The sequence below is a fragment of the Vibrio sp. Y58_MX_L22 genome (genome assembly GCF_024181865.1).
GTDB lineage: Bacteria > Pseudomonadota > Gammaproteobacteria > Enterobacterales > Vibrionaceae > Vibrio > Vibrio alginolyticus.
The window spans coordinates 1-25100 of sequence record NZ_JAMZAN010000019.1; the positions used below are offsets into that span (position 1 = coordinate 1).

23 protein-coding genes are annotated in these 25100 nt (G+C 44.0%); 15 read left to right on the top strand and 8 right to left on the bottom strand.

Translation table 11 applies throughout. The annotated features are described in order from the left end of the window. Positions 1 to 569: 569 nt before the first annotated feature. The gene (locus tag NL626_RS22125; protein ID WP_130544985.1) at positions 570 to 821 is read left to right on the top strand and encodes a DUF1127 domain-containing protein; all 252 of its coding nucleotides are present in this window, start codon (positions 570 to 572) and stop codon (positions 819 to 821) included. A 134-nt stretch (positions 822 to 955) separates the two neighbouring features. Here the strand turns inward: NL626_RS22125 and NL626_RS22130 are convergent, their stop codons facing one another. Beyond that, positions 956 to 1990, bottom strand: coding sequence for an NADP(H)-dependent aldo-keto reductase (locus NL626_RS22130; RefSeq protein WP_005381774.1), 1035 nt, complete (start codon positions 1988 to 1990; stop codon positions 956 to 958). 154 nt (positions 1991 to 2144) lie between these two features. On the opposite strand from NL626_RS22130, the gene NL626_RS22135 reads away from it, so the two are divergent. Then, positions 2145 to 2456 (top strand): DUF6482 family protein, encoded by a 312-nt coding sequence (locus NL626_RS22135; protein ID WP_005381772.1) that lies wholly within the window; start codon positions 2145 to 2147, stop codon positions 2454 to 2456. Between the two features lie 15 nt (positions 2457 to 2471). Here NL626_RS22135 and mutH read toward each other — a convergent pair whose 3' ends face one another. Beyond that, positions 2472 to 3152, bottom strand: coding sequence for a DNA mismatch repair endonuclease MutH (gene mutH / locus NL626_RS22140; protein ID WP_253657746.1), 681 nt, complete (start codon positions 3150 to 3152; stop codon positions 2472 to 2474). 619 nt (positions 3153 to 3771) lie between these two features. Between mutH and rppH the strand changes: the two genes are divergently transcribed. The 5 genes from rppH (at position 3772) to NL626_RS22165 (ending at position 9110) form a co-directional block, all read left to right on the top strand. Continuing rightward, on the top strand, positions 3772 to 4293 hold the full coding sequence (rppH, locus tag NL626_RS22145; RefSeq protein ID WP_005381953.1) for an RNA pyrophosphohydrolase: 522 nt from the start codon (positions 3772 to 3774) through the stop codon (positions 4291 to 4293). A gap of 2 nt (positions 4294 to 4295) precedes the next feature. Beyond that, complete coding sequence (gene ptsP, locus NL626_RS22150) at positions 4296 to 6542, top strand: phosphoenolpyruvate--protein phosphotransferase (protein WP_005385966.1); 2247 nt, start codon at positions 4296 to 4298, stop codon at positions 6540 to 6542. 6 nt (positions 6543 to 6548) lie between these two features. Further along, positions 6549 to 7340, top strand: a complete 792-nt coding sequence (locus NL626_RS22155; RefSeq protein WP_005385965.1) for a sulfite exporter TauE/SafE family protein — start codon at positions 6549 to 6551, stop codon at positions 7338 to 7340. Positions 7341 to 7427: 87 nt separating this feature from the next. Next, positions 7428 to 8249: a prolipoprotein diacylglyceryl transferase gene (gene lgt, locus NL626_RS22160; protein ID WP_005381948.1), complete on the top strand. Its 822-nt coding sequence runs from the start codon at positions 7428 to 7430 to the stop codon at positions 8247 to 8249. 9 nt (positions 8250 to 8258) lie between these two features. Next, positions 8259 to 9110: a thymidylate synthase gene (locus NL626_RS22165; protein WP_025768429.1), complete on the top strand. Its 852-nt coding sequence runs from the start codon at positions 8259 to 8261 to the stop codon at positions 9108 to 9110. Positions 9111 to 9180: 70 nt separating this feature from the next. On the opposite strand, the gene NL626_RS22170 is transcribed toward NL626_RS22165, so the two are convergent. Continuing rightward, complete coding sequence (locus tag NL626_RS22170; protein ID WP_253657747.1) at positions 9181 to 10323, bottom strand: flavohemoglobin expression-modulating QEGLA motif protein; 1143 nt, start codon at positions 10321 to 10323, stop codon at positions 9181 to 9183. Positions 10324 to 10472: 149 nt separating this feature from the next. Then, complete coding sequence (locus NL626_RS22175; RefSeq protein ID WP_025768431.1) at positions 10473 to 11618, bottom strand: Na/Pi symporter; 1146 nt, start codon at positions 11616 to 11618, stop codon at positions 10473 to 10475. A 386-nt stretch (positions 11619 to 12004) separates the two neighbouring features. On the opposite strand from NL626_RS22175, the gene nhaR reads away from it, so the two are divergent. Next, the gene (gene nhaR / locus NL626_RS22180; RefSeq protein ID WP_005381942.1) at positions 12005 to 12895 is read left to right on the top strand and encodes a transcriptional activator NhaR; all 891 of its coding nucleotides are present in this window, start codon (positions 12005 to 12007) and stop codon (positions 12893 to 12895) included. A 288-nt stretch (positions 12896 to 13183) separates the two neighbouring features. Further along, positions 13184 to 13492: a metalloregulator ArsR/SmtB family transcription factor gene (locus NL626_RS22185; protein WP_005381940.1), complete on the top strand. Its 309-nt coding sequence runs from the start codon at positions 13184 to 13186 to the stop codon at positions 13490 to 13492. A 304-nt stretch (positions 13493 to 13796) separates the two neighbouring features. Here NL626_RS22185 and rpsT read toward each other — a convergent pair whose 3' ends face one another. Continuing rightward, positions 13797 to 14057 (bottom strand): 30S ribosomal protein S20, encoded by a 261-nt coding sequence (gene rpsT / locus NL626_RS22190; RefSeq protein ID WP_005381938.1) that lies wholly within the window; start codon positions 14055 to 14057, stop codon positions 13797 to 13799. A 305-nt stretch (positions 14058 to 14362) separates the two neighbouring features. Here rpsT and murJ point away from each other — a divergent pair, with 305 nt between their 5' ends. The 6 genes from murJ to ispH all read left to right on the top strand — a co-directional run bounded on the left by murJ (position 14363) and on the right by ispH (position 21969). Continuing rightward, positions 14363 to 15925 carry a murein biosynthesis integral membrane protein MurJ gene (gene murJ, locus NL626_RS22195; protein WP_213896351.1) on the top strand — a complete coding sequence of 521 codons (1563 nt, stop codon included), beginning with the start codon at positions 14363 to 14365 and terminating at the stop codon, positions 15923 to 15925. Between the two features lie 69 nt (positions 15926 to 15994). After that, positions 15995 to 16930: a bifunctional riboflavin kinase/FAD synthetase gene (gene ribF / locus NL626_RS22200; RefSeq protein WP_005381933.1), complete on the top strand. Its 936-nt coding sequence runs from the start codon at positions 15995 to 15997 to the stop codon at positions 16928 to 16930. A gap of 64 nt (positions 16931 to 16994) precedes the next feature. Beyond that, complete coding sequence (gene ileS / locus NL626_RS22205) at positions 16995 to 19823, top strand: isoleucine--tRNA ligase (protein WP_017821497.1); 2829 nt, start codon at positions 16995 to 16997, stop codon at positions 19821 to 19823. Positions 19824 to 19896: 73 nt separating this feature from the next. After that, positions 19897 to 20403, top strand: a complete 507-nt coding sequence (gene lspA, locus NL626_RS22210) for a signal peptidase II (RefSeq protein WP_005385948.1) — start codon at positions 19897 to 19899, stop codon at positions 20401 to 20403. A gap of 144 nt (positions 20404 to 20547) precedes the next feature. After that, the gene (fkpB, locus tag NL626_RS22215; protein ID WP_253657748.1) at positions 20548 to 20979 is read left to right on the top strand and encodes an FKBP-type peptidyl-prolyl cis-trans isomerase; all 432 of its coding nucleotides are present in this window, start codon (positions 20548 to 20550) and stop codon (positions 20977 to 20979) included. A 24-nt stretch (positions 20980 to 21003) separates the two neighbouring features. After that, positions 21004 to 21969, top strand: a complete 966-nt coding sequence (gene ispH, locus NL626_RS22220) for a 4-hydroxy-3-methylbut-2-enyl diphosphate reductase (protein WP_005381920.1) — start codon at positions 21004 to 21006, stop codon at positions 21967 to 21969. Between the two features lie 46 nt (positions 21970 to 22015). Here ispH and NL626_RS22225 read toward each other — a convergent pair whose 3' ends face one another. The 3 genes from NL626_RS22225 to NL626_RS22235 form a co-directional block, all read right to left on the bottom strand. Next, positions 22016 to 22489: a low molecular weight phosphatase family protein gene (locus NL626_RS22225; protein ID WP_017636163.1), complete on the bottom strand. Its 474-nt coding sequence runs from the start codon at positions 22487 to 22489 to the stop codon at positions 22016 to 22018. Between the two features lie 71 nt (positions 22490 to 22560). Beyond that, on the bottom strand, positions 22561 to 23289 hold the full coding sequence (gene btsR, locus NL626_RS22230; protein ID WP_005381917.1) for a two-component system response regulator BtsR: 729 nt from the start codon (positions 23287 to 23289) through the stop codon (positions 22561 to 22563). Positions 23290 to 23320: 31 nt separating this feature from the next. Further along, positions 23321 to 24991: a sensor histidine kinase gene (locus tag NL626_RS22235; RefSeq protein ID WP_005381915.1), complete on the bottom strand. Its 1671-nt coding sequence runs from the start codon at positions 24989 to 24991 to the stop codon at positions 23321 to 23323. Positions 24992 to 25100 lie beyond the last annotated feature (109 nt).

Below are 25100 nucleotides of genomic sequence, written 5' to 3' on the forward strand. Positions count from 1 at the left end.
TGTAAGACATCAAGAGAAGCAAGAGCGAGTAGAGCAGCAGCAATTGGCGCTGGACTAAACAAAGGCCCCCTTTTAGGGGGCTCACACAAAGCCACCTTCTTTAGAAGGTGGTAATTTACTTGGTTTGATTTATAAAATCCGCAAATTTATATATTCCTCGGGTGAATATGTTATACATAAAAGTATATGAAACTAAATTGCGGTGTATTGATTTGTTTTTAATCAAAAAGGCAAAAAATGTTTGATATATATTCATCAAAGCTTACAATTTAACCGTAACTCAGTGAGTTATACCTTTCATAAACGGATTAATTTTTAGCTAGGAGGCGCAAGATGAAACATTATGTTGTTAACACCACTGCTTGCGCTGATCGTATGCCTATCGCTCCGATAACCCTTAAATCGGATGATACCAATACCACTGGCTCACAAGATAAAAATTAATCCGTAACCTATCATATTTATTACTAGGCTGCGGAAAAGTAGCAGCTTAGTATCAACAGAATATTTCTGTTCATTTTACGCACTATTTTTCCCAGTCGAATACATCGATAATCGGAGAAAATATTATGCGTCACTCTATTTACCTACAATTGGCCACTTTGCTATTGAAAGCAGACCTTAAACGCGAAGAAAAGCAATGGCAGCGAACCATACGCCGAACTGCTCATGATATTCCATGGACGAATGTCCATCTATTGAGGGATATTGGTTTAGATAGCGATGGTCGTTCTACACGTGCCAATGTTCCGGATGCAGTTAAAGTTGAACGTCGAGTTCGTCACCTTCGTCGAGTTTTAACGTCGCGAATAATGACGTAATCGTTAGCGTGTTGGACTGACTGAGTTGCTAACGAGTCATTCAACACGCTTAACTTTTTATATGAAGTATGACTTCATTGGATAAACAGCTGATCTTCAAGATCAGCTGTTTTCGTTTGAAGGGAGCTTTACTGTTAAGGGCAAGGATTCGAGTAAGTTGTACCTATTGCTTGAATTTCAGTAAGTAGTTCGTCGCTAAGTTGCAAATCAATACTGTCGATATTGGCTTTTAATTGGTCTAGGTTTGTTGCTCCGATAATGTTAGAAGCAACAAATGGACGCTGATTGACAAACGCGAGCGCCATTTGTGCAGGGTTTAGACCATGCTCTTGAGCTAAATTGACGTAAGCTTCGGTCGCTTTAACACCTTGTGGAGTGAAGTAGCGCGCAAAACGCTCCCACTTAGTACATCGAGCGCCTTCAGGTTTTGCCCCGTTTAGGTATTTACCACTCAGGCAGCCAAATGCCAAAGGAGAGTAGGCAAGTAACTGAACGCCTTCGTAATGGCTGATTTCAGACAAGCCAACTTCGAAGCTGCGGTTCAATAAGTTATATGGGTTTTGAATGGAGACAATTCTTGGCAAATCGTGTTTTTCTGCCAAACGCAGTAGCGACATTACACCCCAAGGCGTCTCGTTGGATACGCCGATATAGCGCACTTTACCTGCATTCACTAATTCAGTAAGCGCTTCCAACGTTTCAATTAACGTGACTTCTTCTTGTTTGTCAGGGTATGGGTAGTTGAGTTGACCAAAGCAGTTGGTTTGACGCTGCGGCCAATGTAGTTGGTACAAATCGACATAATCGGTTTGTAGACGATTAAGGCTGTCATCAATTGCTGTATGGATGTGGCGACGATTAAGGCTCATGTTGTCTCTAATGTGAGGAACATTGCGAGGGCCTGCCACTTTTGTTGCCAGTACTACTTTTTCTCTTTTGCCGCTTTTTGCCAACCAATTACCGATGTATTGCTCGGTGAGCCCTTGTGTTTCCGAGTTTGGCGGTACAGGGTACATCTCTGCGGTATCGATGAAGTTCACCCCATGATCGAGGGCAAAGTCGAGCTGTTCAAAGGCGTCCTTTTCTGTGTTTTGCTCGCCAAACGTCATAGTGCCGAGGCAGATTTTACTGATCTCAAGTGATGAGTGCGGTAGTTTTGTGTATTGCATATCACGTCCTTGAAGAGTTACCGACTAAATAAGTGACTCCAATATAGGGGATTTTTAGCCGCAATCGCAAATGATTTACGTATAAAGGAAGAGCAAACTCGAAAGCTACAGTTAGCCTAACTACACTTAAATGATCGTGTGAAGGAGGTATGTTATGCAGAAGCATCAATTGGACATGTGGCTACATGGTCCACATAAAGATACTTATAAAACTCCCAAAGTATTTGTGATTGGGTGTTCTGATGTCTCTGACTATCTTTTAGCTGTGGAGTACAAGCATCAACTTGAGCCGATTAAAGACGGTGAAGACCCGATACATTTTGGCTCTCTAGACTTAGTAAAAGAAGAACTATTGAGGCTAGGGGTCGATAAAGCGTATTTAAGGCTGCGCAATGCGTATGACGAATGTGGCACTGAAGAGGCAGCCTCATACTGCGATATTGAGTTATCGCTCGTGACGCACTAAATAGCTGATATGGTTTTATTCTGGTTGAGTGTTAATGTAGTGCTTGAGTAAGATCTGTTCAGTAAACTGTGTTCTAAGGTAAAAGCCTCGGGGCAGAGTTTTCATCGGCTTACCATTTGAGTTGTATGCTTCGGTGAGCGCTTTTGCATTTGCGGCTTTAGGGCGAAGATGCAGCGCTTCTCCGTGTCTGGCGGAAATTTGATCAAATCTTCCCAAGACGATCATCTCCATTAACTCTTCCCAGTCATTTCGCAAAATCCGTTCTTCTTCTTCATCTGGTGACCAAATGAGTGGACTGCCCACACGTCTTTCAGCGAGTAGGATTTCTCGTTCTCCTTCTACGGGTACCCAAAGCACACGAGATAGCTTGTTTCGAACATGACTTGTTTCCCATGTAAGACCATGAACACCAGTGAGGGGGGCCACAGAAACAAAGGTTGTTTCTAAAGGTTTGCCAGAGTAACTAATCGGAATACTTTTCAACTCGATCCCTAGTTTTGCGAAATCTTGTTGAGGTTTACTGCCTGCTGGAGCGCCCAAGTGCCATTCGAGTAATTGACCCACCCAACCTTTATCACGTTTTAAGTTTTCAGGAACAATCATATTCGCCTCGGCGGCCAACTCAGCAAAACTGAGTCCTGCCATATCATGCGCTCGTTCCAATAGCTCTGCTTCTGTTTGTGGTTCTGGTTTCATAGTTACAAGGTGGTATTACAAAAAATATAGTTTATCAAACTCCGACCAAATCTACTGTTTAAGATTTCACCGAGGCGGTGTAAGAACGATCAATTCATAACTTATCCACAGGTGGAGGAGGTATTGATAAGATCCTGACGAGGTCTGTATGAATAAACAGGGGTTAAAATGCATTTTTGGGGTTGATTTTGTTGTAATCATCTAAACGAATAGCAGGTGAGTGTGGATAAATAGCCTGTTGGTGGATCTTTGACCGATCTGAGTTTGGTGAAAAGATCATCAAGAAATTGAAGATCGAATTATCGTTATTTTTAAAAATAAATACTTTTTTATCAATGTATTATGTTTGTTTTTTTGTTTATTCATTTGTTTTTCATTTGATGGGATTGAACTGAATTACTCATTTGAATTGAATTCTTCACAAAGTTATTCACAGAAAAGGTGAATAAATGTGGGCAATGTCTCACTCTTGTGTTGATAAGGTATGGTTTGATTAAAAGATATCCAAAAATGCTGAAAAGGTAATAAATCTTGCTCATATCACATCAGTAAGTTTGCTAGTAATGGGGATATGTGGAAAAATCACGGTAATAAAAAATTTATTCATAGAGGTTAGCCAGTGATAGATGGCGATGGTTACCGACTTAATGTTGGTATTGTGATATGTAATAACCATGGTCAGGTCTTCTGGGCTAAACGATACGGGCAACACTCATGGCAATTTCCACAAGGTGGGATTGACGAAGGTGAAACCCCTGAACAAGCCATGTTCAGGGAGTTATACGAAGAAGTCGGTTTAACGAAAAAAGACGTTAAGATCATTGCAACAAGTCGTCATTGGTTAAGATATAAGCTACCAAAGCGATTGGTGCGTTGGGACTCCAAGCCTGTTTGTATCGGCCAAAAACAGAAATGGTTTCTGCTGAGATTAGAATGCGATGAGTCTCGCATTAATATGCAACGCGGAAAATCCCCTGAATTTGATGGTTGGCGCTGGGTAAGTTACTGGTATCCAGTTAGGCAAGTTGTTTCTTTCAAGCGAGATGTTTATCGACGAGCGATGAAAGAATTTGCATCCTTAGCCATGCCTTTTCGAGAGAGAAAAGCGAAAGGGAAAAGAAAAAAGCAACGTAGAGGATAATCATGCTCAGTCAGCTAAGGGAAATAGTTGAGAAAGTCTCCAGGGTCGATGATGTGCATCTGGCACTCGATATATTGGTGAAAGAGACTTGTGCTGCCCTTAGTACTGAGTGCTGTACTATCTATCTTGCTAATGAAGAAATGCAGCGCCTTGAGTTAATGGCAACTCAAGGCCTTATTTTTGAAGGTGATAGTATTCATATCAACTTCAATGAAGGCTTGGTTGGGTTGGTAAAACGAAGCGCTGAACCCCTTAACCTTGCCGAAGCCTCAAAACACCCCGAGTTCAAATTCTTTCCTCAACTCGGCGAACAGATTTACCACTCTTTTTTAGCTACTCCAATCATTCATCGTAAACAAGTTTTAGGTGTGTTGGTGATCCAACAAAAAACGCCGCGCTTGTTTAGTGAAATGGAAGAATCGTTTCTTGTTACCTTATCCGCTCAGTTAGCGGTGCTCATTGCACATGCGCAGAATCTTGGGCATTGGCAGTTAGCATCTAAACCCACGGTATTAAAAGGTTTGCCTGCGTCTACTGGTGTCGCGATTGGAGAGTTTTGGTTCGACAATACCCAGCCGAGTTTATCGGATGTTTTCCCTTCGTCCACGTTAGATAAGGAACGCGAGCACGAGACACTACTGGTGGCCATAGAGCGAGCGTTAAATGACTTTCGCCGTATGCGGAAAAAGCTGGACAGTGAAATCAACAAAGATGCGCTGGCGATCTTCGATCTGTTTACTCACTTACTGAATGATCCGATGCTTCGCGGTGATTTGAAGAAGCAGATTGAAAAAGGAGATAGGGCAGACTGGGCGTTACGCCAAGTTGTAGAGTCATACTCGAATCGATTTGCAAGAATGTCGGATGTATACATGCGTGAAAGAGCGCAAGATATCCGAGAGTTAGGGCAAAGGCTGCTCTATTTTCTGCACAACAGTGAGCAAGAAAATTCTGCAATTGATCGTCCCATTATTTTGGTGGCGAACGAACTCACTGCCACCTTGCTCGCTTCTGTACCTAAAGAGTTTTTGTTAGCCGTCGTATCATTAGAGGGAGGCGCAAACTCTCACGCTGCCATTTTATCTCGAGCTCTTGGGGTCCCTGCAGTCATGGGCGCCAACATTAATCCGGATGTGGTGAATGGCAAACTCGGGATAGTCGACGGCTATACGGGTGAGATCTTCTTAGAGCCAAACCGCCAGTTGTTGCGAGAGTATCGCAGCTTAGTAAGCGAAGAGTCTGAACTGTTTGCCATGGTAAACAAGGACCTCGCACTCCCTGCGGTTACGCAAGATAATCACCATATCGAAATTATGCTGAATGCGGGACTCAGTGCAGACAGTAATATTGCCATCAACACAGGTGTTGATGGTGTTGGGTTGTACCGAACTGAGATTGCATTTTTACTTCAGCATCACTTTCCTTCGGAAGATGAGCAGTATCATCAATACCAAGCAATACTTAACAGCTATCCGAATCAACGAGTAGTGATGCGTACTTTGGATATTGGTGGTGACAAACCTTTGCCGTATTTGCCCATTGAAGAAGATAATCCGTTTCTAGGCTGGCGTGGCATTCGTTTTACATTGGATCATCCAGACATTTTCTTGATCCAGCTGCGTGCAATGTTAAGAGCGAGTGCAGAAAGCGGAAACTTAAGTATCTTATTGCCAATGGTGTCAGGGGTAAAAGAGCTAGACGATGCCATTAGCTTGATTAATCAAGCTCACAGCGAAGCCGTTTTGCTTGATGATAGAATTCAATTCCCACAAATTGGGGTCATGATTGAAGTACCATCGATGGTGTATCTGTTGCCAACGATTGCTCACCGTGTTGATTTTGTTTCTGTCGGGACAAACGATTTAACTCAGTATTTATTAGCGGTAGATAGGAACAATTCGCGCGTAGCGGATGTCTATGAATCTATGCATCCTGCGGTACTGTTAGCGCTTAAGCAAATCCATGAGGTGTGTGATAAATATCAGGTGCCCGTGTGTATTTGTGGTGAGCTAGCGGGTGATCCATTTGGCGCTCTTCTCTTACTTGGGTTAGGGTATACCAGTTTGAGTATGAACACCTCCAACGTGGCTAAGGTGAAATATTTGATTCGTCATAGTCAACAAGAAGAATTAGAAAAATTAGCGGAGCAAGCAATGACAAAATCCTATGGGGAGGACATTCATCAAATGATGCATGACTTCTTCATTCAACAGGGCTTTGCGGGCTTTATCCGTGCAGGTAAAAAGTAGGAAATCGTGACCGTCTCTTTATTTTTGTTATTGTTGGCGCTAGGCGCTTTTGTGGGTGTGATGGCGGGGTTACTCGGTATCGGTGGTGGTTTGATTGTTGTTCCTGCCTTGTTGTATTTGCTTCCTCTTGCTGGGATCTCTCCAGAAATGAGTATGCACATGGCCTTAGCCACTTCGTTAGCGAGTATTATTGTCACGTCTGGCTCATCGGCGATGAATCACCTTAAGCTCGGCAATGTCGATATGTTTGTCGTAAAATGGTTGATGCCTGGTGTGGTCATTGGTGGCTTTGTTGGTGCCAATATTGCTGAGTGGATCCCTACACACTATTTGCCGAAAGTGTTTGGTGTCATTGTTCTTTGCCTGTCAGTACAAATGTTTCGTTCCATTAAAGTTACGAGCAGTAAACCTATGCCGAGCAGCCCTGTGACTGTAGTTTACGGCACGGGAATTGGTGTCGTATCAAGCCTTGCTGGTATTGGTGGTGGCTCACTGTCGGTACCATTTTTAAATAAACATGGGATAGAGATGCGTAAAGCGGTGGGCTCATCCTCCGTTTGTGGTTGCGTGATTGCTATTTCTGGTATGATCGGCTTCATCTTACATGGCTATAAAGTGGAAGGCTTACCTTCATACAGTATTGGCTATGTTTATCTTCCCGCTTTATTAGCGATTGCTATGGCCTCGATGCTCACAACAAAAGTGGGTGCGAAGCTGGCAACTAACCTTCCAACTGCGGTATTAAAAAAGATATTCGCGGTGTTCTTAATGTTTGTTGCAGCGACCATGCTGCTCTAAGTTTGTACCCAAGTCATTCTCGCTGAACCAAGCATCTAGAGGTTACTTGGGTATATTTATTTTGTTGTGATAAGAAGAGAATGATTTATGTCTCAGGGATATATTGAATTTCCCAATATTGATCCGGTTTTAATCTCTATTGGTCCTGTTTCGGTTCGTTGGTACGGTTTGATGTACCTTGTGGGCTTTATGTTTGCTCTATGGTTAGCTAACCGACGTGCGGATAAGCCTGGAAGTGGTTGGACACGAGAGCAGGTTTCTGATTTGTTGTTCGCAGGCTTCCTTGGCGTGGTGATTGGTGGCCGTGTAGGCTACGTGCTTTTCTACAATTTTGAGCTCTTCCTGGCTGACCCTTTGTATCTATTTAAAGTGTGGACCGGTGGTATGTCTTTCCACGGGGGCTTACTGGGTGTGATTACCGCGATGTTCTGGTATGCACACAAAAACGGGCGAACTTTCTTCGGTGTTGCTGACTTTATCGCGCCGCTTGTGCCATTTGGTTTGGGTATGGGGCGTTTAGGTAACTTCATGAACAGCGAGTTGTGGGGCCGAGTAACGGATGTGCCTTGGGCGATCGTTTTCCCAAATGGCGGTCCACTGCCACGTCATCCATCGCAACTTTATGAAATGGCGCTTGAAGGTATCGTCCTTTTCTTCATTTTGAATTGGTTCATCAAGAAACCTCGTCCTCTAGGTTCTGTTTCAGGACTCTTTCTTGCGGGTTACGGAACCTTCCGTTTCCTAGTAGAATACGTGCGCGAACCAGACGCTCATTTGGGTTTATTCGGTGGCTTTATTTCCATGGGACAGATTTTATCCCTGCCAATGGTGGTTATCGGTGTCCTCATGATGGTTTGGGCATACAAACGTGGTCATTACAAAGACGAATTACCACAAAAGACGAAGTAAGGTATTGGTGTGAAACAGTATTTAGATTTGTGTCAACGCATCGTTGACCAAGGTGTTTGGGTTGAAAATGAGCGTACAGGCAAGCGCTGCCTGACCGTAATCAACGCGGATTTAACCTACGATGTTGCGAACAATCAATTTCCGTTGGTCACCACACGTAAAAGTTTTTGGAAAGCGGCCGTTGCAGAACTATTAGGGTATATTCGTGGTTACGATAATGCGGAAGATTTTCGTAAGCTGGGCACGAAAACCTGGGATGCCAATGCCAACCTAAATGATGCCTGGTTGAATAACCCATACCGTAAAGGTGAAGACGACATGGGCCGTGTCTATGGGGTTCAAGGGCGCGCCTGGGCGAAACCTGATGGTGGTCATGTTGACCAGCTACGTAAGATAGTGGATGACTTAACGCGTGGTGTTGATGACCGCGGTGAAATCTTGAACTTCTACAATCCGGGTGAGTTCCACATGGGGTGCTTGCGTCCTTGTATGTACAGTCACCATTTTTCATTGCTGGATGATACGCTTTACCTGAATAGTACTCAGCGTTCGTGTGATGTACCGCTTGGCTTAAACTTCAATATGGTTCAAGTTTACGTGTTCTTGGTGATTATGGCGCAAATTACGGGCAAGAAACCTGGTCAGGCATTTCATAAGATTGTGAATGCTCACATTTATGAAGATCAGCTTGAACTGATGCGCGATGTTCAGTTGAAACGTGAGCCATTAAAAGCGCCGACGTTCCATATCAACCCAGAGATTAAATCTCTAGAAGATTTGGAAACATGGGTCACACTGGATGACTTTTGGGTTGAAGGGTACGAGCATCACGATCCTATTCGTTACCCATTCTCAGTGTAACGAGTATCGTTCTTCAAGATATAGAAAAAGCTCCGAATGGAGCTTTTTTCTTTTTTGTACTTAGAAGGTATTATTTTAGTGCACTGACAATATAACGGTGAATTGGGTTGGTCTGCATCGGTGTGGACAGTGCCGGGCTAATAAACTTAGGTTGAGTGAATATTTCTTTACTCACTAATGAACGGATAAGCTCAAAGTACTTCAGCTCTGTTTTCCCGCACAACAATAGTGAAAAGTCATCGCCCAATCTATCATAGGCATTGAGCACCTCTCGGAATCCTCTAAGATACAAGTAATCCTTCGTTAAACCTCCACCTCGATAGACTCGGGCAGTCGTTGTAAATGCTTGAAGATCAGAAGCTTTATACTGTTCTTTTAATAGCATGAACGTATGGCGGAAATCGCGATCCTTGATCATCGACTCTACTGCCAGAACTCGTAAGGCTAAGGTTCTTAGGCGCTTGATACTGAAATGTCCTGACAGATACTCACATAATATAGCCAGCCCTTCTTGAGTGTTGGTATTGGCAGGACAACCTAAGCTCAGGACTTTTAGCGGTTGTTGACGACCGTTAAGCGTAGTTAGGAGATGTACTCCCATTTCATGATGTGCAAGAGCCTCCAGCTCATCAGTGGTGATGTACGCCGCGTGGTTAATTTTGACTCTAGATCCTGAAACTAGTGCGTTTGCTAACATCCCGTCCAACACCTGTATTTCACATTCATACCCATTGCGTTGAGCAAAATTTTGCATGAAACGTGCTATTGCACGGCTATCGTGCTGAGGTTCTTTTTCTTCTTCTGTAGGAAGGTGCAATATGAAATGGGCGTTGGCAATATCTTTGGCGCTCGGTTCCCCATAATAGCGTAAGGAGTTATAAAGAAACTCTTGCGTACCTATGGTATTCACTTGATCCAGTTTATCTGCATAAGACTGAATTACATCCGCGTACAGCCTCTGCAGTTGGGTGTCTTGAATGTTTTCTAGAGGTAGCTCATATAGACGTCGCTTTGCACTGTGGGTATCTACGTTAGTAATTGAATATTTAAAATTAGGCTCTTGAGAATATTTGTTTTTAATGAAACGTTCTCTTTCTTGAGCATAATTAAGAGGATTCACGCTACTGAGGATATCAATATCAGCAACCAGTTGGGTTAGGTTTTCGTCTATTGCGAGTAGCTGATCAGAAATAGCGTCATTAAGCTGCGTCATGTTGTCGACTCCAAATGAGATAGCTCAGCATAAGCATGCTGAGATGTGGCTCAAATTATCACCGGACAAGCGATTTGAACAGTTTAATTATCATAAAAAAGGCTCCACGATGTGGAGCCTAAACAATAAGCGATGGTATGTCGTTGTTGTTACGTTGTTAGGGCTAGAATTGCACCTGGTAGAATAACGAATACTGACATTAGGTAACCACCAACAACTGCTTTATTCTTAATAGCCATTTCAGAAATCATCTCAGCGCCTTTAACCGGAATCTCACGTAGGAATGGAATTCCAAAGATAAACAGCGTCGCCATGATGTTAAACACTAAGTGGACTAGAGCGATTTGTAGTGCGAATACTGCGAACTCTCCAGATACCGCTGTCGCTGCTAGTAGTGCCGTAATACAAGTACCAATGTTAGCACCCAGAGTGAAAGGGTAGATATCTCGTACTTTCAACACGCCAGTACCAACCAACGGAACCATTAAACTTGTCGTGGTTGAGGAAGATTGTACTAGAACGGTCACGATTGAGCCTGATACGATGCCGTGAATAGGACCACGACCGATGGCGTTTTTCAAAATTTCACGTGCACGACCAACCATTAGGCTCTTCATTAATTTACCCATCACTGTGATTGCAACGAAGATAGTCGCAATACCCAAAGCAATAAGCATGACGCCGCCAACAGTATCACCGAAGGTAGAAAGTGGCTCTTTAATTGCGCCTACGACTGGCTTTGTAATTGGTTTAATAAAGTTGAAGCCTTTAATGCTCATATCACCAGTAGCAAGCAGTGGAGAAACAAGCCAGTGAGAAACTTTCTCTAAAATGCCGAACATCATTTCCAACGGAAGGAAAATAGCGACAGCAAGCAAGTTGAAGAAGTCGTGAATGGTTGCACTTGCAAATGCACGTTTGAACTCTTCTTTACAGCGCACGTGGCCAAGAGATACAAGCGTATTGGTCACTGTGGTACCAATGTTAGCACCCATCACCATAGGGATAGCGGTTTCTACAGGTAAGCCACCTGCAACCAAGCCTACAATAATAGACGTTACAGTACTTGAAGACTGAATTAAGGCTGTTGCCACCAAGCCGATCATTAGACCTGCAACTGGGTGTGCGGCAAATTCAAATAGCACCTTAGCTTGATCGCCAGTTGCCCATTTAAAGCCACTACCAACCATAGATACTGCTAGAAGAAGCAGATATAACATGAATGCCAAGTTAGCCCAGCGTAACCAACGAGCTGTGCTCGAAATTGGTGCCACTGTTGAAGTAGCTTGGTTCATCATAATTTTCTCCGTTGACCTTTCAGTTCATTTTTCGGTCTGTAGTTGAATCTGCGGGCGATGTTAGAGAACAAATATTTCAGTAATATTACAGATTTCTTGCTGTGAGAGATTTTTATTGTTCTTTTTGATAATGGCGTAAAAGAGGAAGAAAATTAATTTTTAAATTGTTGATTTTAATGGTTAAATTTTGATTTCGTTTTGTTTGGTTTTTGCGTTTTTTTTGTAGAGAAAATGCGCCTCAGTTCAACTTTTATGACAGTGTTGACTTTATACTTTCGGTAAAACTTATGCTTTTGTAAGGTATTGTATGGTTTTGTCGAGTTTATTGTTTGTCTCTGTCACATTTGGTATAAAAAGTATCACTTTCTTTTCGGGACTCGATCATGTCACATCTAAACTACAACCATCTCTATTATTTCTGGATGGTGTGCAAACAGGGCTCTGTAACTAAGGCGGCTGACGCGCTCTTCCTGACACCGCAAACCGTGACAGGACAGATTAAAGCGCTTGAAGAGCGCATGAAAGGAAAGTTAACCAAGCGCAATGGTCGTACAGTTGAGCCCACTGAGTTAGGTCAGCTTGTGTTTAAGTACGCCGACCGGATGTTCGGTTTGAGTTATGAGATGTTAGATATCGTCAATTACAGCCAGCACTCGAACATTCTATTTGAAGTTGGTGTAGCCGATGCGTTATCTAAACGCTTGGTCAGTAAAGTACTGATGACGACCGTCCCGGAAGATAACAGTATTCATTTACGCTGTTATGAATCAACCCACGAACTGCTACTTGAACGCCTTTCTCAGCACAAGCTAGATATGATCCTTTCGGATTGTCCCGTTGATTCTACTCAAAGTCCTGGCCTTTATAGCAAAAAGTTGGGTGAAAGTAGCATGAGCTTTTTTGCTTCTTCTGAAATTGAAAATGTGCGATTCCCTGAGATCTTGGAACAAAAAAAACTTCTGATTCCCGCGAGCCGAACGGCTATGGGGCGTAAAGTTATTCAATGGTTTGATCGTCAAGGCCTTCAACCCAATGTGCTAGGGGAGTTTGATGATGTTGCGTTGATGAAAGCTTTTGCTCGGTACCACGATGATGTGATTTTCTTGGCACCGACCGTATACATGTCGGAGATTGAAGACGACCGAAATTTACAGCTAATTGGCCATGTCGATGGGCTAAAAGAAGAGTACTACGTGATTTTTGCGGAACGAATGATCCAACACCCCGCGGTAAAAAATGTTTGTGATGCTGATTTCAGTCAAATGTTTGAGTAAACCCGTATCGTTGCGTAAATAAATAGATTACTATCAATAAAAATATAATTCTAAATAATATCTAAGTAAGCAAGATACTTGTTTTAGTGAGCAAAACTATTAATTATTGATGGCGCACCAATTAAAATCCTTGGTGGATAATATTGGTGTATCACTAACAACTAAATTAGAGGTTCTAATAATGAAGACTCTGGAAGTGTATCTTGATTTTTTTAGATATATAAATCAGTGCAACACAACAAGCTGGCCAGGGTTGGAATAAGTAAGTTGTAGCTAGAGGTCCAACACATGAATCTACAAGAAATGGAGCAGAACTCCGCAAAAGCCGTCGTGTTGCTCAAAGCGATGGCAAACGAGAGACGCCTACAAATCCTTTGTATGCTGCATAACCAAGAGCTGTCCGTGGGAGAGCTGTGTGCAAAGTTAGAGCTAAGCCAGTCGGCATTATCTCAGCATCTTGCTTGGCTTCGCCGTGATGAGTTAGTCACGACAAGGAAAGAAGCACAAACGGTGTACTACACATTAAAGAGTGATGAAGTGAAAGCGTTAATAAAAACACTGCATAGTCTTTATTGTGCTGAGAGTGCTCAACATTAATTAAATAGTCCTAATATACTGCTCATCTTAGAGTGTGAATCTAACTTGTTGGAATATTTGAGAGTGGCGTTAAACTTTTGATGATAGGGTACTACTCATCGACCAATTTGCTTTGTTCTCAAGTGTTTTATTAGTGCTTTCTAGTTTGAGCGTTATATGGGTAATGAATAAGCTGATGTCTTTAAATGGGACATTCAGAAAAAGAAAAGCTGGCATTGCCAGCTTTTTTTATTAAGAAAATTTTGTAGATATAAAAAAACCGACACAAGGTCGGTTTTTTCTTCACTGTAAAATCAGGACTCTATTAAAGAGCTTTGATTTGTGCAGCGAAACGAGACTTATGGCGAGCTGCTTTATTCTTGTGAATAAGGCCTTTAGTTGCCATGCGGTCTAGGATAGGTGTAACTACAGCGAATGCAGCAGTTGCAGCTTCTTTGTCGCCTGCTTCGATAGCAGCAACAGTTTTCTTCATGTAAGTACGCATCATTGAGCGACGGCTAGCATTGTGCTGACGACGTTTCTCAGCTTGGATAGCGCGCTTCTTAGCAGATTTACTATTTGCCAAGGGTCTAACTCCCAAAAACTTAGTTCTGTGACAATTTAAGGGCGAGGAATATCCCTCATTTGCGCTTAAATGTCAAATGATTTGTGCAAAAACCGATCTAAGCCAAAACAAATTTTGGTAAGAGAGGTTATCGCGGTTAAGATGGCGGGGATTCTAACAGCATTTTTATACCAATGCTAATAATTATCCGCGAAAGGCACACTTATTCCTTACAACCCGCGGATAGATTTTTGACGTCTATTTACAGCACCTGTCAGAGAAACAGTATAGGGTTAGCTGTCTTATGGTGATATTCCGAGGTTACAGTGAGTAAACGACTACTCAAGTCTGGCATGATCGTCAGTGCTATGACATTTATTTCCCGCGTTCTTGGCCTAGTTCGTGATGTTGTAGTGGCAAATTTAATGGGGGCAGGAGCAAGCGCAGACGTCTTTTTCTTCGCCAATAAAATTCCTAATTTTTTACGACGTTTGTTTGCTGAAGGTGCTTTTTCCCAAGCGTTTGTACCTGTTTTAACGGAAAGCCATGCTCAAGGCGACATGGATAAAACTCGGGAGCTCATTGCTCGTGCGGCGGGTACATTAGGGGTGATAGTCTCAATTGTTACCATCTTAGGCGTTCTAGGTTCCGGAGTGGTGACTGCACTGTTTGGTTTTGGTTGGTTCCTAGACTGGATGCATGGTGGTCCCGCGGCTGAGAAGTTCGAACTTGCTAGCGTGATGCTCAAGATTACCTTTCCTTATTTATGGTTCATCACTTTTGTTGCCCTATCGGGAGCCATTCTCAATACACTAGGTAAGTTTGCGGTTTCTTCGTTTACTCCCGTCTTCCTCAACGTAATGATCATTTTGGCAGCATGGTTTATCTCGCCGCAGATGTCACAGCCAGAGATTGGTCTTGCCATCGGTGTTTTCCTTGGTGGTTTGGTTCAGTTCTTATTTCAAATCCCTTTCCTTATTAAAGCGGGGGTTATGGTTAAGCCAAAATGGGGCTGGCGCGATCCGGGCGTGGTGAAGATCCGAACCTTAATGATTCCTGCTTTGTTCGGTGTGTCGGTAAGCCAAATCAACTTGTTGTTTGATACTTTTATTGCCAGCTTTCTGCAAACCGGTTCGATCAGTTGGTTGTACTATTCAGATCGCTTGTTGGAATTCCCGTTAGGTCTGTTTGGTATTGCGATTGCAACGGTGATTTTACCAGCATTATCACGCAAACATGTTGACGCACAAAATGAAGGATTCGCACAAACCATGGACTGGGGGGTGCGCATGGTGATCTTACTTGGCCTTCCTGCAATGCTTGGTTTGATTGTACTGGCAAAACCTATGTTGATGGTGTTATTCATGCGAGGTGAGTTTTCGCCACAAGACGTACATCAAGCATCATTGTCACTCTTTGCTTACGCTTCAGGCTTGTTGAACTTTATGCTGATTAAAGTGCTTGCTCCGGGGTATTACTCGCGTCAAGACACCAAAACGCCAGTGAAATACGGCATCATTGCGATGGTGACCAACATGGTATTTAATGCAATTTTTGCGTACTTCTATGGCTACGTTGGCTTGGCTATCGCGACAGCACTATCGGCATTTGTGAATATGGCACTACTGTATCGTGGCCTGCACATCGCAGAGGTATACCAAATCACTAAGCGAACCGTCTTCTTTATTATACGTTTAGCTATTGCTGGCGCGGCGATGGTGGCGGCAATCTTATGGCAACTGGAAGATATGTCAGTATGGCTGGGCTGGAGCTTTGCTCACCGAAGCGCGGTGCTAGGGATGTTGATCGGTTTAGGAGCAGTGGTTTACCTAGTGGTTCTATTTTTAACTGGTGCGCGTTTAAAAGACCTAAAAGCTGGGACAGACTGAGGGTGATTAGTATATAATCCGTCAGTTTCACACAGTGTAAAGTAAAACAGAGGCAGAAAGCAGTATCCAATGGAACTGATTAGAGGCATTCACAATATCAACCCGCGACATCATGGTTGTGTGCTGACTATTGGCAATTTCGATGGTGTCCATAAAGGCCATCAACAAGTATTGCAGCAAGTGTCTGAGCAAGCGGACAGGCTATCCTTGCCTTCTGTTGTGATGACCTTTGAACCTCAGCCGATGGAGCTGTTTGCCAAAGACAAGGCACCTGCAAGGTTGACGCGATTACGCGATAAGTTCGTGCAATTGAGTAAGCTCGATATTGACCGCTTACTGTGTGTCAATTTCAATCGCCATTTTGCAAGTTTAACCGCGGAAGAGTTTATCCGTGACTTGTTGGTCGAGCGTTTGGGTGTTAAGTTTCTTGTCGTTGGTGATGATTTCTGCTTTGGCAAAGGCCGTACAGGTAACTTTGCAATGCTGCAGGAAGCAGGGGAAAAATACGGCTTTGATGTCGTAAGTACCCAGAGCTTTTGTTTACAACAATTACGTGTCAGCAGTACGGCTATCCGTCAAGCGCTGGCGCGTGACGATTTGCATTCCGCGCAACAGATGCTGGGAAGAAACTACAGCATCAGCGGTCGTGTTTCTCACGGAAGAAAGCTAGGTCGAACCATTGGGTTCCCTACTGCAAATATTCCTTTGAAACGCTGTGTTTCTCCGGTTTCCGGAGTCTATGTTGTTCAAGCGCTTGGCTTAGGAAATAAGCCAGTTGGTGGTGTTGCTAATATTGGTCAAAGACCAACCGTCAATGGTGTTCGCCAACAGTTAGAAGTGCACTTATTCGACTTTCATGCCAATTTATATGGCAAGCAACTAGAAGTGGAACTTTTGCATAAACTTCGAGATGAGCAAAAGTTTGAGTCGTTTGAAGCACTTAAACAACAAATCGAATTGGATGCTGAAGCAGCAAGGGTGTGGCTGCGTCAGCTTAAGCGTTGAGCGGTTTATTCCACCGTTCAACATAATGTCTAATTTTCGCCCAATATAACGGAATTAAGAATCGATGAGTGAGTATAAAGATACCCTGAACTTACCTGAAACAGGGTTTCCAATGCGCGGCAACCTGGCCAATCGTGAGCCAGAAATGCTTAAGCGTTGGTACAAAGAAGATCTTTACGGTGAAATCCGTAAAGCTAAGAAAGGCAAAAAGTCATTCGTATTGCACGATGGCCCTCCTTACGCAAATGGTGACATTCATATTGGTCACGCACTAAACAAGATTCTTAAAGACATTATTATTAAATCCAAAACACTTTCAGGTTTTGACGCACCTTACATCCCAGGCTGGGACTGCCACGGTCTACCAATCGAATTAATGGTAGAGAAGAAAGTAGGTAAGCCAGGCCAAAAAGTGACAGCAGCGGAATTCCGCGAGAAATGTCGTGAATACGCAGCAGGTCAGGTTGAAGGTCAGAAAGAGAGCTTCAAACGTCTTGGCATCATGGGTGAGTGGGACAAGCCATACCGCACTATGGATTTCGCAACTGAAGCGAACATTATTCGTGCTCTTGGTAAGATCGCAAGCAATGGTCACCTGCTAAAAGGTTTCAAACCTGTTCACTGGTGTACAGACTGTGGTTCTGCTCTTGCTGAAGCGGAAGTAGAATACAAAGATAAAGTATCGCCATCTATCGACGTTCGTTTTAAAGCGGCTGACGAAGCGGCACTGCTATCTAAATTTGAACTGACAGAAGGTCATGAAGGTCACGGTGACGTATCTATCGTTATCTGGACAACAACACCTTGGACACTGCCTGCAAACCGCGCAGTATGTCTACGTGATGATCTAGAGTACGTGCTTATCCAAACAGAAGGCGACAACGCTGAGCGTATCATCGTTGCTGCTGAGCTAGCGAAAGACGTAATGGACCGTGCGGGTATCGAGCACTTCCACAACCTTGGCTTTGCTAAAGGTGCGGACCTAGAGCTTTCTCAATTCCAACACCCATTCTACGATTTCACTGTACCGGCGATCCTTGGTGATCACGTTACGACTGATTCAGGTACTGGTGTTGTTCACACTGCTCCTGGTCACGGTCAAGAAGACTTCGCGGTTGGTAACAAGTACAACCTAGAAGTAGCAAACCCAGTTGGCTCAAACGGTGTTTACCTACCAGATACAGAGCTATTTGCTGGTCAGCACGTATTTAAAGCGAACGATGCAGTAGTAGAAGTACTAAAAGAAAAAGGTGCACTACTACACCACCACGCTTACGAGCACAGCTACCCACACTGTTGGCGTCATAAGACTCCAATCATCTTCCGTGCTACACCTCAATGGTTCGTTTCTATGGACCAAGCTGGCCTACGTGCTAAAGCATTAGAGTCAATCAAGAATGTAGAGTGGATGCCTGAGTGGGGTCAAAGCCGCATCGAAGGTATGATCGAAGGTCGCCCTGAGTGGTGTATCTCTCGTCAACGTACTTGGGGTGTGCCAATTGCTCTGTTTGTTCATAAAGAAACAGCAGAACTTCATCCAAACACGCTAGAGCTGATCGAGAAAGTCGCTAAGCTGGTTGAAGAGAAAGGCATTCAAGCATGGTGGGATGTAGATGCTGCTGAACTACTAGGTGCTGACGCTGACCAATATGAAAAAGTGCTAGATACGCTAGACGTATGGTTCGATTCAGGTGTTACTCACTTCTCTGTTGTTGATGCTCGTGAAGAGTACAACGGCAATAGTGCAGACCTATACCTAGAAGGTTCTGACCAACACCGTGGTTGGTTCCAGTCTTCTCTAATTTCATCTATCGCGATGAAAGACGAAGCGCCTTACAAACAAGTACTGACACACGGTTTCGTGGTTGATGGTCAGGGTCGTAAGATGTCTAAATCTATCGGTAACGTGGTTGCGCCAAAAGACGTAACCAACAAGCTAGGTGCTGACATTCTTCGTCTATGGGTTGCTTCTACAGACTACACTGGTGAAGTTGCGGTTTCTGATGAAATCCTAAAACGCAGCGCAGATGCGTACCGTCGTATCCGTAACACAGCGCGTTTCTTCCTAGCTAACTTGAGCGGCTTCAACCCTGAAACAGACATCGTTCCTGTTGAAGAGATGGTTGCGCTAGATCGCTGGGCGGTTGGTCGTGCACTAGCAGCACAAGAAGAGATTGTTAAAGCATACGAAGAGTACAACACACACGGTGTAACTCAGCGTCTAATGCAATTCTGTTCAATCGAAATGGGCTCTTTCTACTTAGACGTAATTAAAGACCGTCAGTACACAGCAAAACGTGGCGGCAACGCTCAACGTAGCTGTCAGACTGCACTTTACTACATCGTAGAAGCGCTAGTTCGTTGGATGGCGCCAATCATGTCGTTCACTGCAGATGAAATCTGGAACGAAATGCCAGGTCAACGCGACAAGTTCGTATTCACTGGTGAGTGGTTCGACGGTCTATTCGGTCTTGCTGAAGGTGAAGAGCTGAACAACGAATTCTGGTCTGAGATCCAAGCGGTTCGTGGTGCGGTTAACAAACTTCTAGAAGATGCGCGTAAAGAGAAAACCATTGGTGGTGCACTACAAGCTGAAGTGACTCTATTTGCTGATGACGCACTAGCGGCGAAGATCAACAAACTTGAAGATGAATTGCGCTTTGTTCTACTAACATCTGCTGCGAAAGTTAAGCCTCTAGGTGAGAAGACGGATGCAGCACAAGCGACGGATATCGAAGGCTTGTTTGTAGAAGTAGCAGCAGCTGAAGGCGAGAAGTGTGACCGTTGTTGGCACCACACGCCAGACGTAGGCACAATTGAAGGTCACGAGAAGATCTGTGGTCGTTGTGTGTCTAACGTAGACGGCGAAGGTGAAGTACGTAAATTCGCGTAATTGCCTAGAACAACTGAACTTTTTTTAAAATTAACAGCCCCAGTATTTACTGGGGCTGTTTGTAGGTAAAGTAATGAGTGAAAAAGCACTGACGTTAAAGCAATCTGGAGTTCGCTGGCTGTGGTTAGCAATTCTGGTATTTATTGCAGATATTGGCATCAAATTGGTGGTGATGGACAACATGGGCTACGGATGGGCAAACCGAATTGAGGTGTTGCCATTCTTCAACCTACTTTACGTTCATAACTACGGTGCCGCTTTCAGCTTCTTGAGCGATCAAGCTGGTTGGCAGCGCTGGTTATTTACAGGTATCGCGTTTGTTGTTACGGGTCTTTTGACCTACTGGATGAGTAAGCTTCCAGCAAAAGAAAAATGGAACAACATTGCTTATGCACTGATTATTGGTGGTGCAGTGGGCAACGTGTTTGACCGCGTCGTTCATGGCTTTGTTGTTGATTACCTAGACTTCTTCTGGGGTAACTACCACTGGCCAGCATTCAACCTTGCTGACATGGCGATCTGTATTGGTGCGGCAATGATTATTCTGGATGGCTTCCGTAAAAAAGACGCTGACAAGTAATCTTTTGCGGTATATCGAATAACCCTAAGCGTCGTCCGTTGATTCGAGCGACGCTTTTTATTATGTTGGAGCGCCAATCAGCATATCAATGTATAAAAAGACCAAGCTGACAGCGTAATAACCCAAGAACAAGGAAGCATTAACGTGACAACAATAACCAATGAATCGGTAGTAACCCTTCACTTTATGATTAAAATGAAAGACGGATCGGTTGCAGATAGTACTCATAACATGGGTAAACCAGCGAAGTTTGTTATGGGTGATGGCAGCTTGAGTGAAAACTTTGAGCAGTGCTTGATAGGCCTCGAAACAGGCGCACAAAAAGCGATTGAGCTAAAGGCAGAAGACGCGTTTGGTATGCCAAACCCTGATCATATTCACTATATGGATCGCACTAAATTTGTAGGTGATGCAGAAGTGGAAGTTGGTACAATCATGGCCTTCAGTGGCCCTGATGGCATGGAAATCCCGGGCATTATTACAGAGATTGCAGGCGATTCAGTCACTGTGGACTTCAACCATCCTCTAGCGGGACAAGACGTGACTTTCGAAGTTGAAATTTTGTCAGTAGAATAGCGAACCAAATAAAAGATAACTTCCATGAGCAATGAAATGAAAATCCTGTTAGCTAACCCACGTGGTTTCTGTGCTGGTGTTGACCGCGCGATTAGCATCGTAGAGCGTGCGCTAGAGATGTATCAGCCACCGATTTATGTGCGTCATGAAGTGGTGCATAACCGTTTTGTGGTTGAAGGTCTAAAACAGCGTGGTGCTATCTTCGTTGAAGAGCTGCATGAAGTGCCAGACAACAACATTGTGATTTTTTCTGCTCATGGTGTATCGCAGGCGGTTCGTCAGGAAGCCAAGCAGCGTGATTTGACCGTATTTGACGCAACGTGTCCTTTAGTAACTAAAGTGCATATGGAAGTGGCGCGTGCGAGCCGTCGTAATATGGAAGTGGTTCTGATTGGTCACGCAGGTCACCCTGAAGTCGAAGGTACGATGGGGCAATACGCCAGTGAAACCGGTGGTATGTACTTGGTTGAAACTCCAGCCGATGTTGAGAAACTGAAGGCGATTGTGAAAGATCCATCCGATCTTCATTACGTAAGCCAAACGACGCTTTCTGTCGATGAAACTGCCGATGTTATCGAAGAGCTACGCCGCGTGTTCCCAGATATCCAAGGTCCACGTAAAGACGATATCTGTTATGCGACACAAAACCGCCAAGATGCCGTACGTGAATTAGCTGGTGACGTAGATGTGATGGTTGTGGTGGGTTCTAAAAACTCATCAAACTCTACACGTCTTAAAGAGCTAGCTGAAAAGTTAGGGACACCTGGCTACTTAACCGACTGTCCGGAAGATATCAAACCTGAGTGGTTCGAAGGCAAAACAAAGGTCGGTGTGACTGCGGGAGCATCTGCTCCGGAAGAGCTCGTTAATCAGATTCTAGAGCGAATCAAAGAACTCGTTGGTGCCGAAGCGGTTGATGAAGTACTTGGCCGTGAAGAGAATATGTTCTTTGAAGTACCTAAAGAACTTCAAATCAAGCAAGTGGATTAGTCTCCATTTATCGAATATTCAAAAGGCGACCTGTGGGTCGCCTTTTTTACATCTCTCTTAACTCATTTAGGTAATCACGAATTTGGTCTTTTCCTAAACCATCGATAATCATATCAGACATCTTCGTGATTCTTCGCTCAAGCGATTGAGCAACCTTTTCGCAATGTGCGTACATGTCTTCATCAGAACCATCGGTCGGAAAAGCATCAACTTGCCAGTTTACTCGAACACCACCTGCAAGCCACTGAGGAGCGGTTTCTTGATGTAAAGAATCACAGAGAATAATAACGATGTCGGGAAGAAATTGAGTTCGCTCCTCCCATGAATGCGTGTGGATATGCGGAATGGGGAGTTGGTGGTCATCTAAATATTTTTGCACCACTGGGTGCACCTTGCCTGTGGGATGTGAGCCTCCACTGGTGACACTAAAATCTGCTGGCAGGATATTGGTTGCGATTGACTCCGCGAGGACGCTTCGTCCAGCGTTGTGCTTACATATGAATAAAACTTTATACATCATCGCCTCGTCTTTTCAGAGCGTCCTATTTATACGCTAGCGGAAACTCAGCGATGATGTGTGAAGTTTTTGTGTTAGTGGCTAATGCCGAGCATCTCTTTGAGCACCTTTAAGTAGCGGCGGCTTACTGGTATCTCAAAGCCTGTTTTGGTGATGATTTCCGCTAACCCATTTTCCAGTAACTTGATTTCGCTAATCGCTTTAATACTGACTAAGTATTGACGATGGCAGCGGACTAGAGGGGTTTTCTCTTCCAACGTTTTTAATGTCAGTTGGGTGCTCGCGGTTTGGCTGGTGGAGCGTACATGTACGCCGCTGATATCACTGTAAGCACATTCCACCGTGTCGGTGGCCATGATAACGATGCGGTTGTGTCCGATGCACGGTATCTGATCCAACGTGTCAGGTGTAATAGCAGACAGTTGTTGCGTTAGGGCGGATTGGCTAATGACTTTGTTTAGTCGTTTGACCGTTTTAGTTAACCGGCATGGGTCGACAGGTTTGAGCAAGTAATCAAAGGCATTGTCTTCAAATGCTTGAATCGCATACTGATCATAAGCCGTGACAAAAACCACATAAGGCATGGTTTCTGGATCAAGCATCCCAAGTAATTCAATCCCCGTGACTTGAGGCATTTGGATATCGAGAAACACCACATCAGGCTTGAGTTCATTGATTTTTTTTAGGCCAAGGATTGCGTTTGAGGCATCGCCCACGACCTCAACTTGGCCTGTTTCATCCAGTAACTCTGCTAGCTCTTCACGAGCAAACTGTTCATCATCAATGACGAGTGCGGTTAACATCCAACATTACCTTTATTGCTTCAGCGTGCTTTTATGATTTTGGGGGAATGATAAAGCTCATTTTAGTAAATTGATGTGGCTCGCACGTAATTTTTAGCGCTGCATCACGTCCAAATTGATTAGTGAGACGTTTGTCGACAATTTCTAAACCTAGCCCTGAGTGGTTTTCTTTTGGCGGTTCAAAACTGCCTGCGTTGTCTTCGACGGTAATCAAGTGACCTTGTGGGTGTGCTTCGCTGTAGATATGAACTTTACCACCTTCAAGCATGTTTGAAATGCCATGCTTAATGGCATTCTCAACCAAAGGCTGGAGTGTAAAGCTTGGTAATTTGATGTCCAGCAATTCAGGTTGAATATCGATTTCAACCTCTAAGCGGTCCGTAAAACGCGCTTTTTCGATGCTCAAGTACGAGTTCACATGTGCAAGCTCTTCCTTTAGCGTCACGGTATTAATGTTCTGCTTTAAATTGCTGCGGAAGAAGTGCGATAGATTTTGGATTAGCTCGCGCGCTTTGTCAGGGTCACGACGAGTAATCGCACTAATAGTATTGAGAGCATTAAACAAAAAGTGTGGATTCACCTGAGCGTGAAGCAATTTGATTTCTGCTTGGGCGAGTAAGGCTTGTTGTTGTTGGTAATCGCCATAAAGGATTTGGCTAGATAGAAGCTGGGCTATTCCTTCCGCCATCGACATGTTGGCCGTCGAGAACAATTTACGCTTCGGTTCATACAGCTTTATGGTACCAATGACCTCTTTCCCTGCACGCAGTGGGATGATCAGCGCAGATCCGAGCTTGCAATCTTTTGCAATGGAGCATTGGTATGGACGCTCCGCACCATCAAGATAAATGATGTCGTTTTTCTCCATGGAGTCTAATGTGCTTTGCGATGAAATCGGCGTGTTTGGTTTATGGTGATCATCGCCAATGCCCACAAACGCCAAGATCTTTTCTTGGTCAGTAATCGCGACAGCGCCCACTTTGGTTTCTTCGTAAATAATACGTGCGATTTTCTCTGCGTTTTCGGTGTTGAAGCCGTTGCTTAGAATTCCCACTGAGCGATCAGCAATGGTGAGCGCTCGACGCGAAAACGTCGCAGAAAACTTTTCAAAGATTGCTTTTCTGTCTTGCAGGATACTCATGAACAACGCCGCACCAAATGAGTTCGCGATGATCATAGGCGCTGCAATAGCGGACACCAGTTCATAGGCTTGATCAAAAGGTTTCGCGACGGCGAGCAGCAAAATCATTTGCACCACTTCTGCAACAAACGTGACGCTGAATACGACGCTTGGATTAAACAGCAATGCGCCTTTATTTCGCTTGATAAGGTAAACGTGGAGCAAGCCACCAATTACGCCCTCGGCGGTGGTTGAAATTGCGCAGGCTAGGTCAGTAAAGCCACCAAGAGAGTATCGATGGATGCCACCAGTAAATCCGACGGCGAAACCTACAACAGGTCCACCAAACAGCCCGCCCATAACTGCGCCGATCGCACGAGTATTGGCAATAGCATCGTTGATGTGCAGACCGAAATAGGTGCCGAGAATACAAAAGCCAGAGAAGAGTACGTAACAAATTAGGCGGTGGCTTAAGCGCGAAGAAATACTCAGCAAAGGTAAGATGATTGGCGTTTTACTTAGCATGTAAGCCAAAACTAAGTACACACACATCTGTTGTAAAAGGGAGATGACCAGTTCCATAGTGAACCTAACCTAGAATCAATGTTGTTATTGTATACCTAAGTAACCTCAAGATGCTTGGCTCAGATAGATAAGAACAGCTAAGTAAATGATGCTGCGCTGTGCTTTC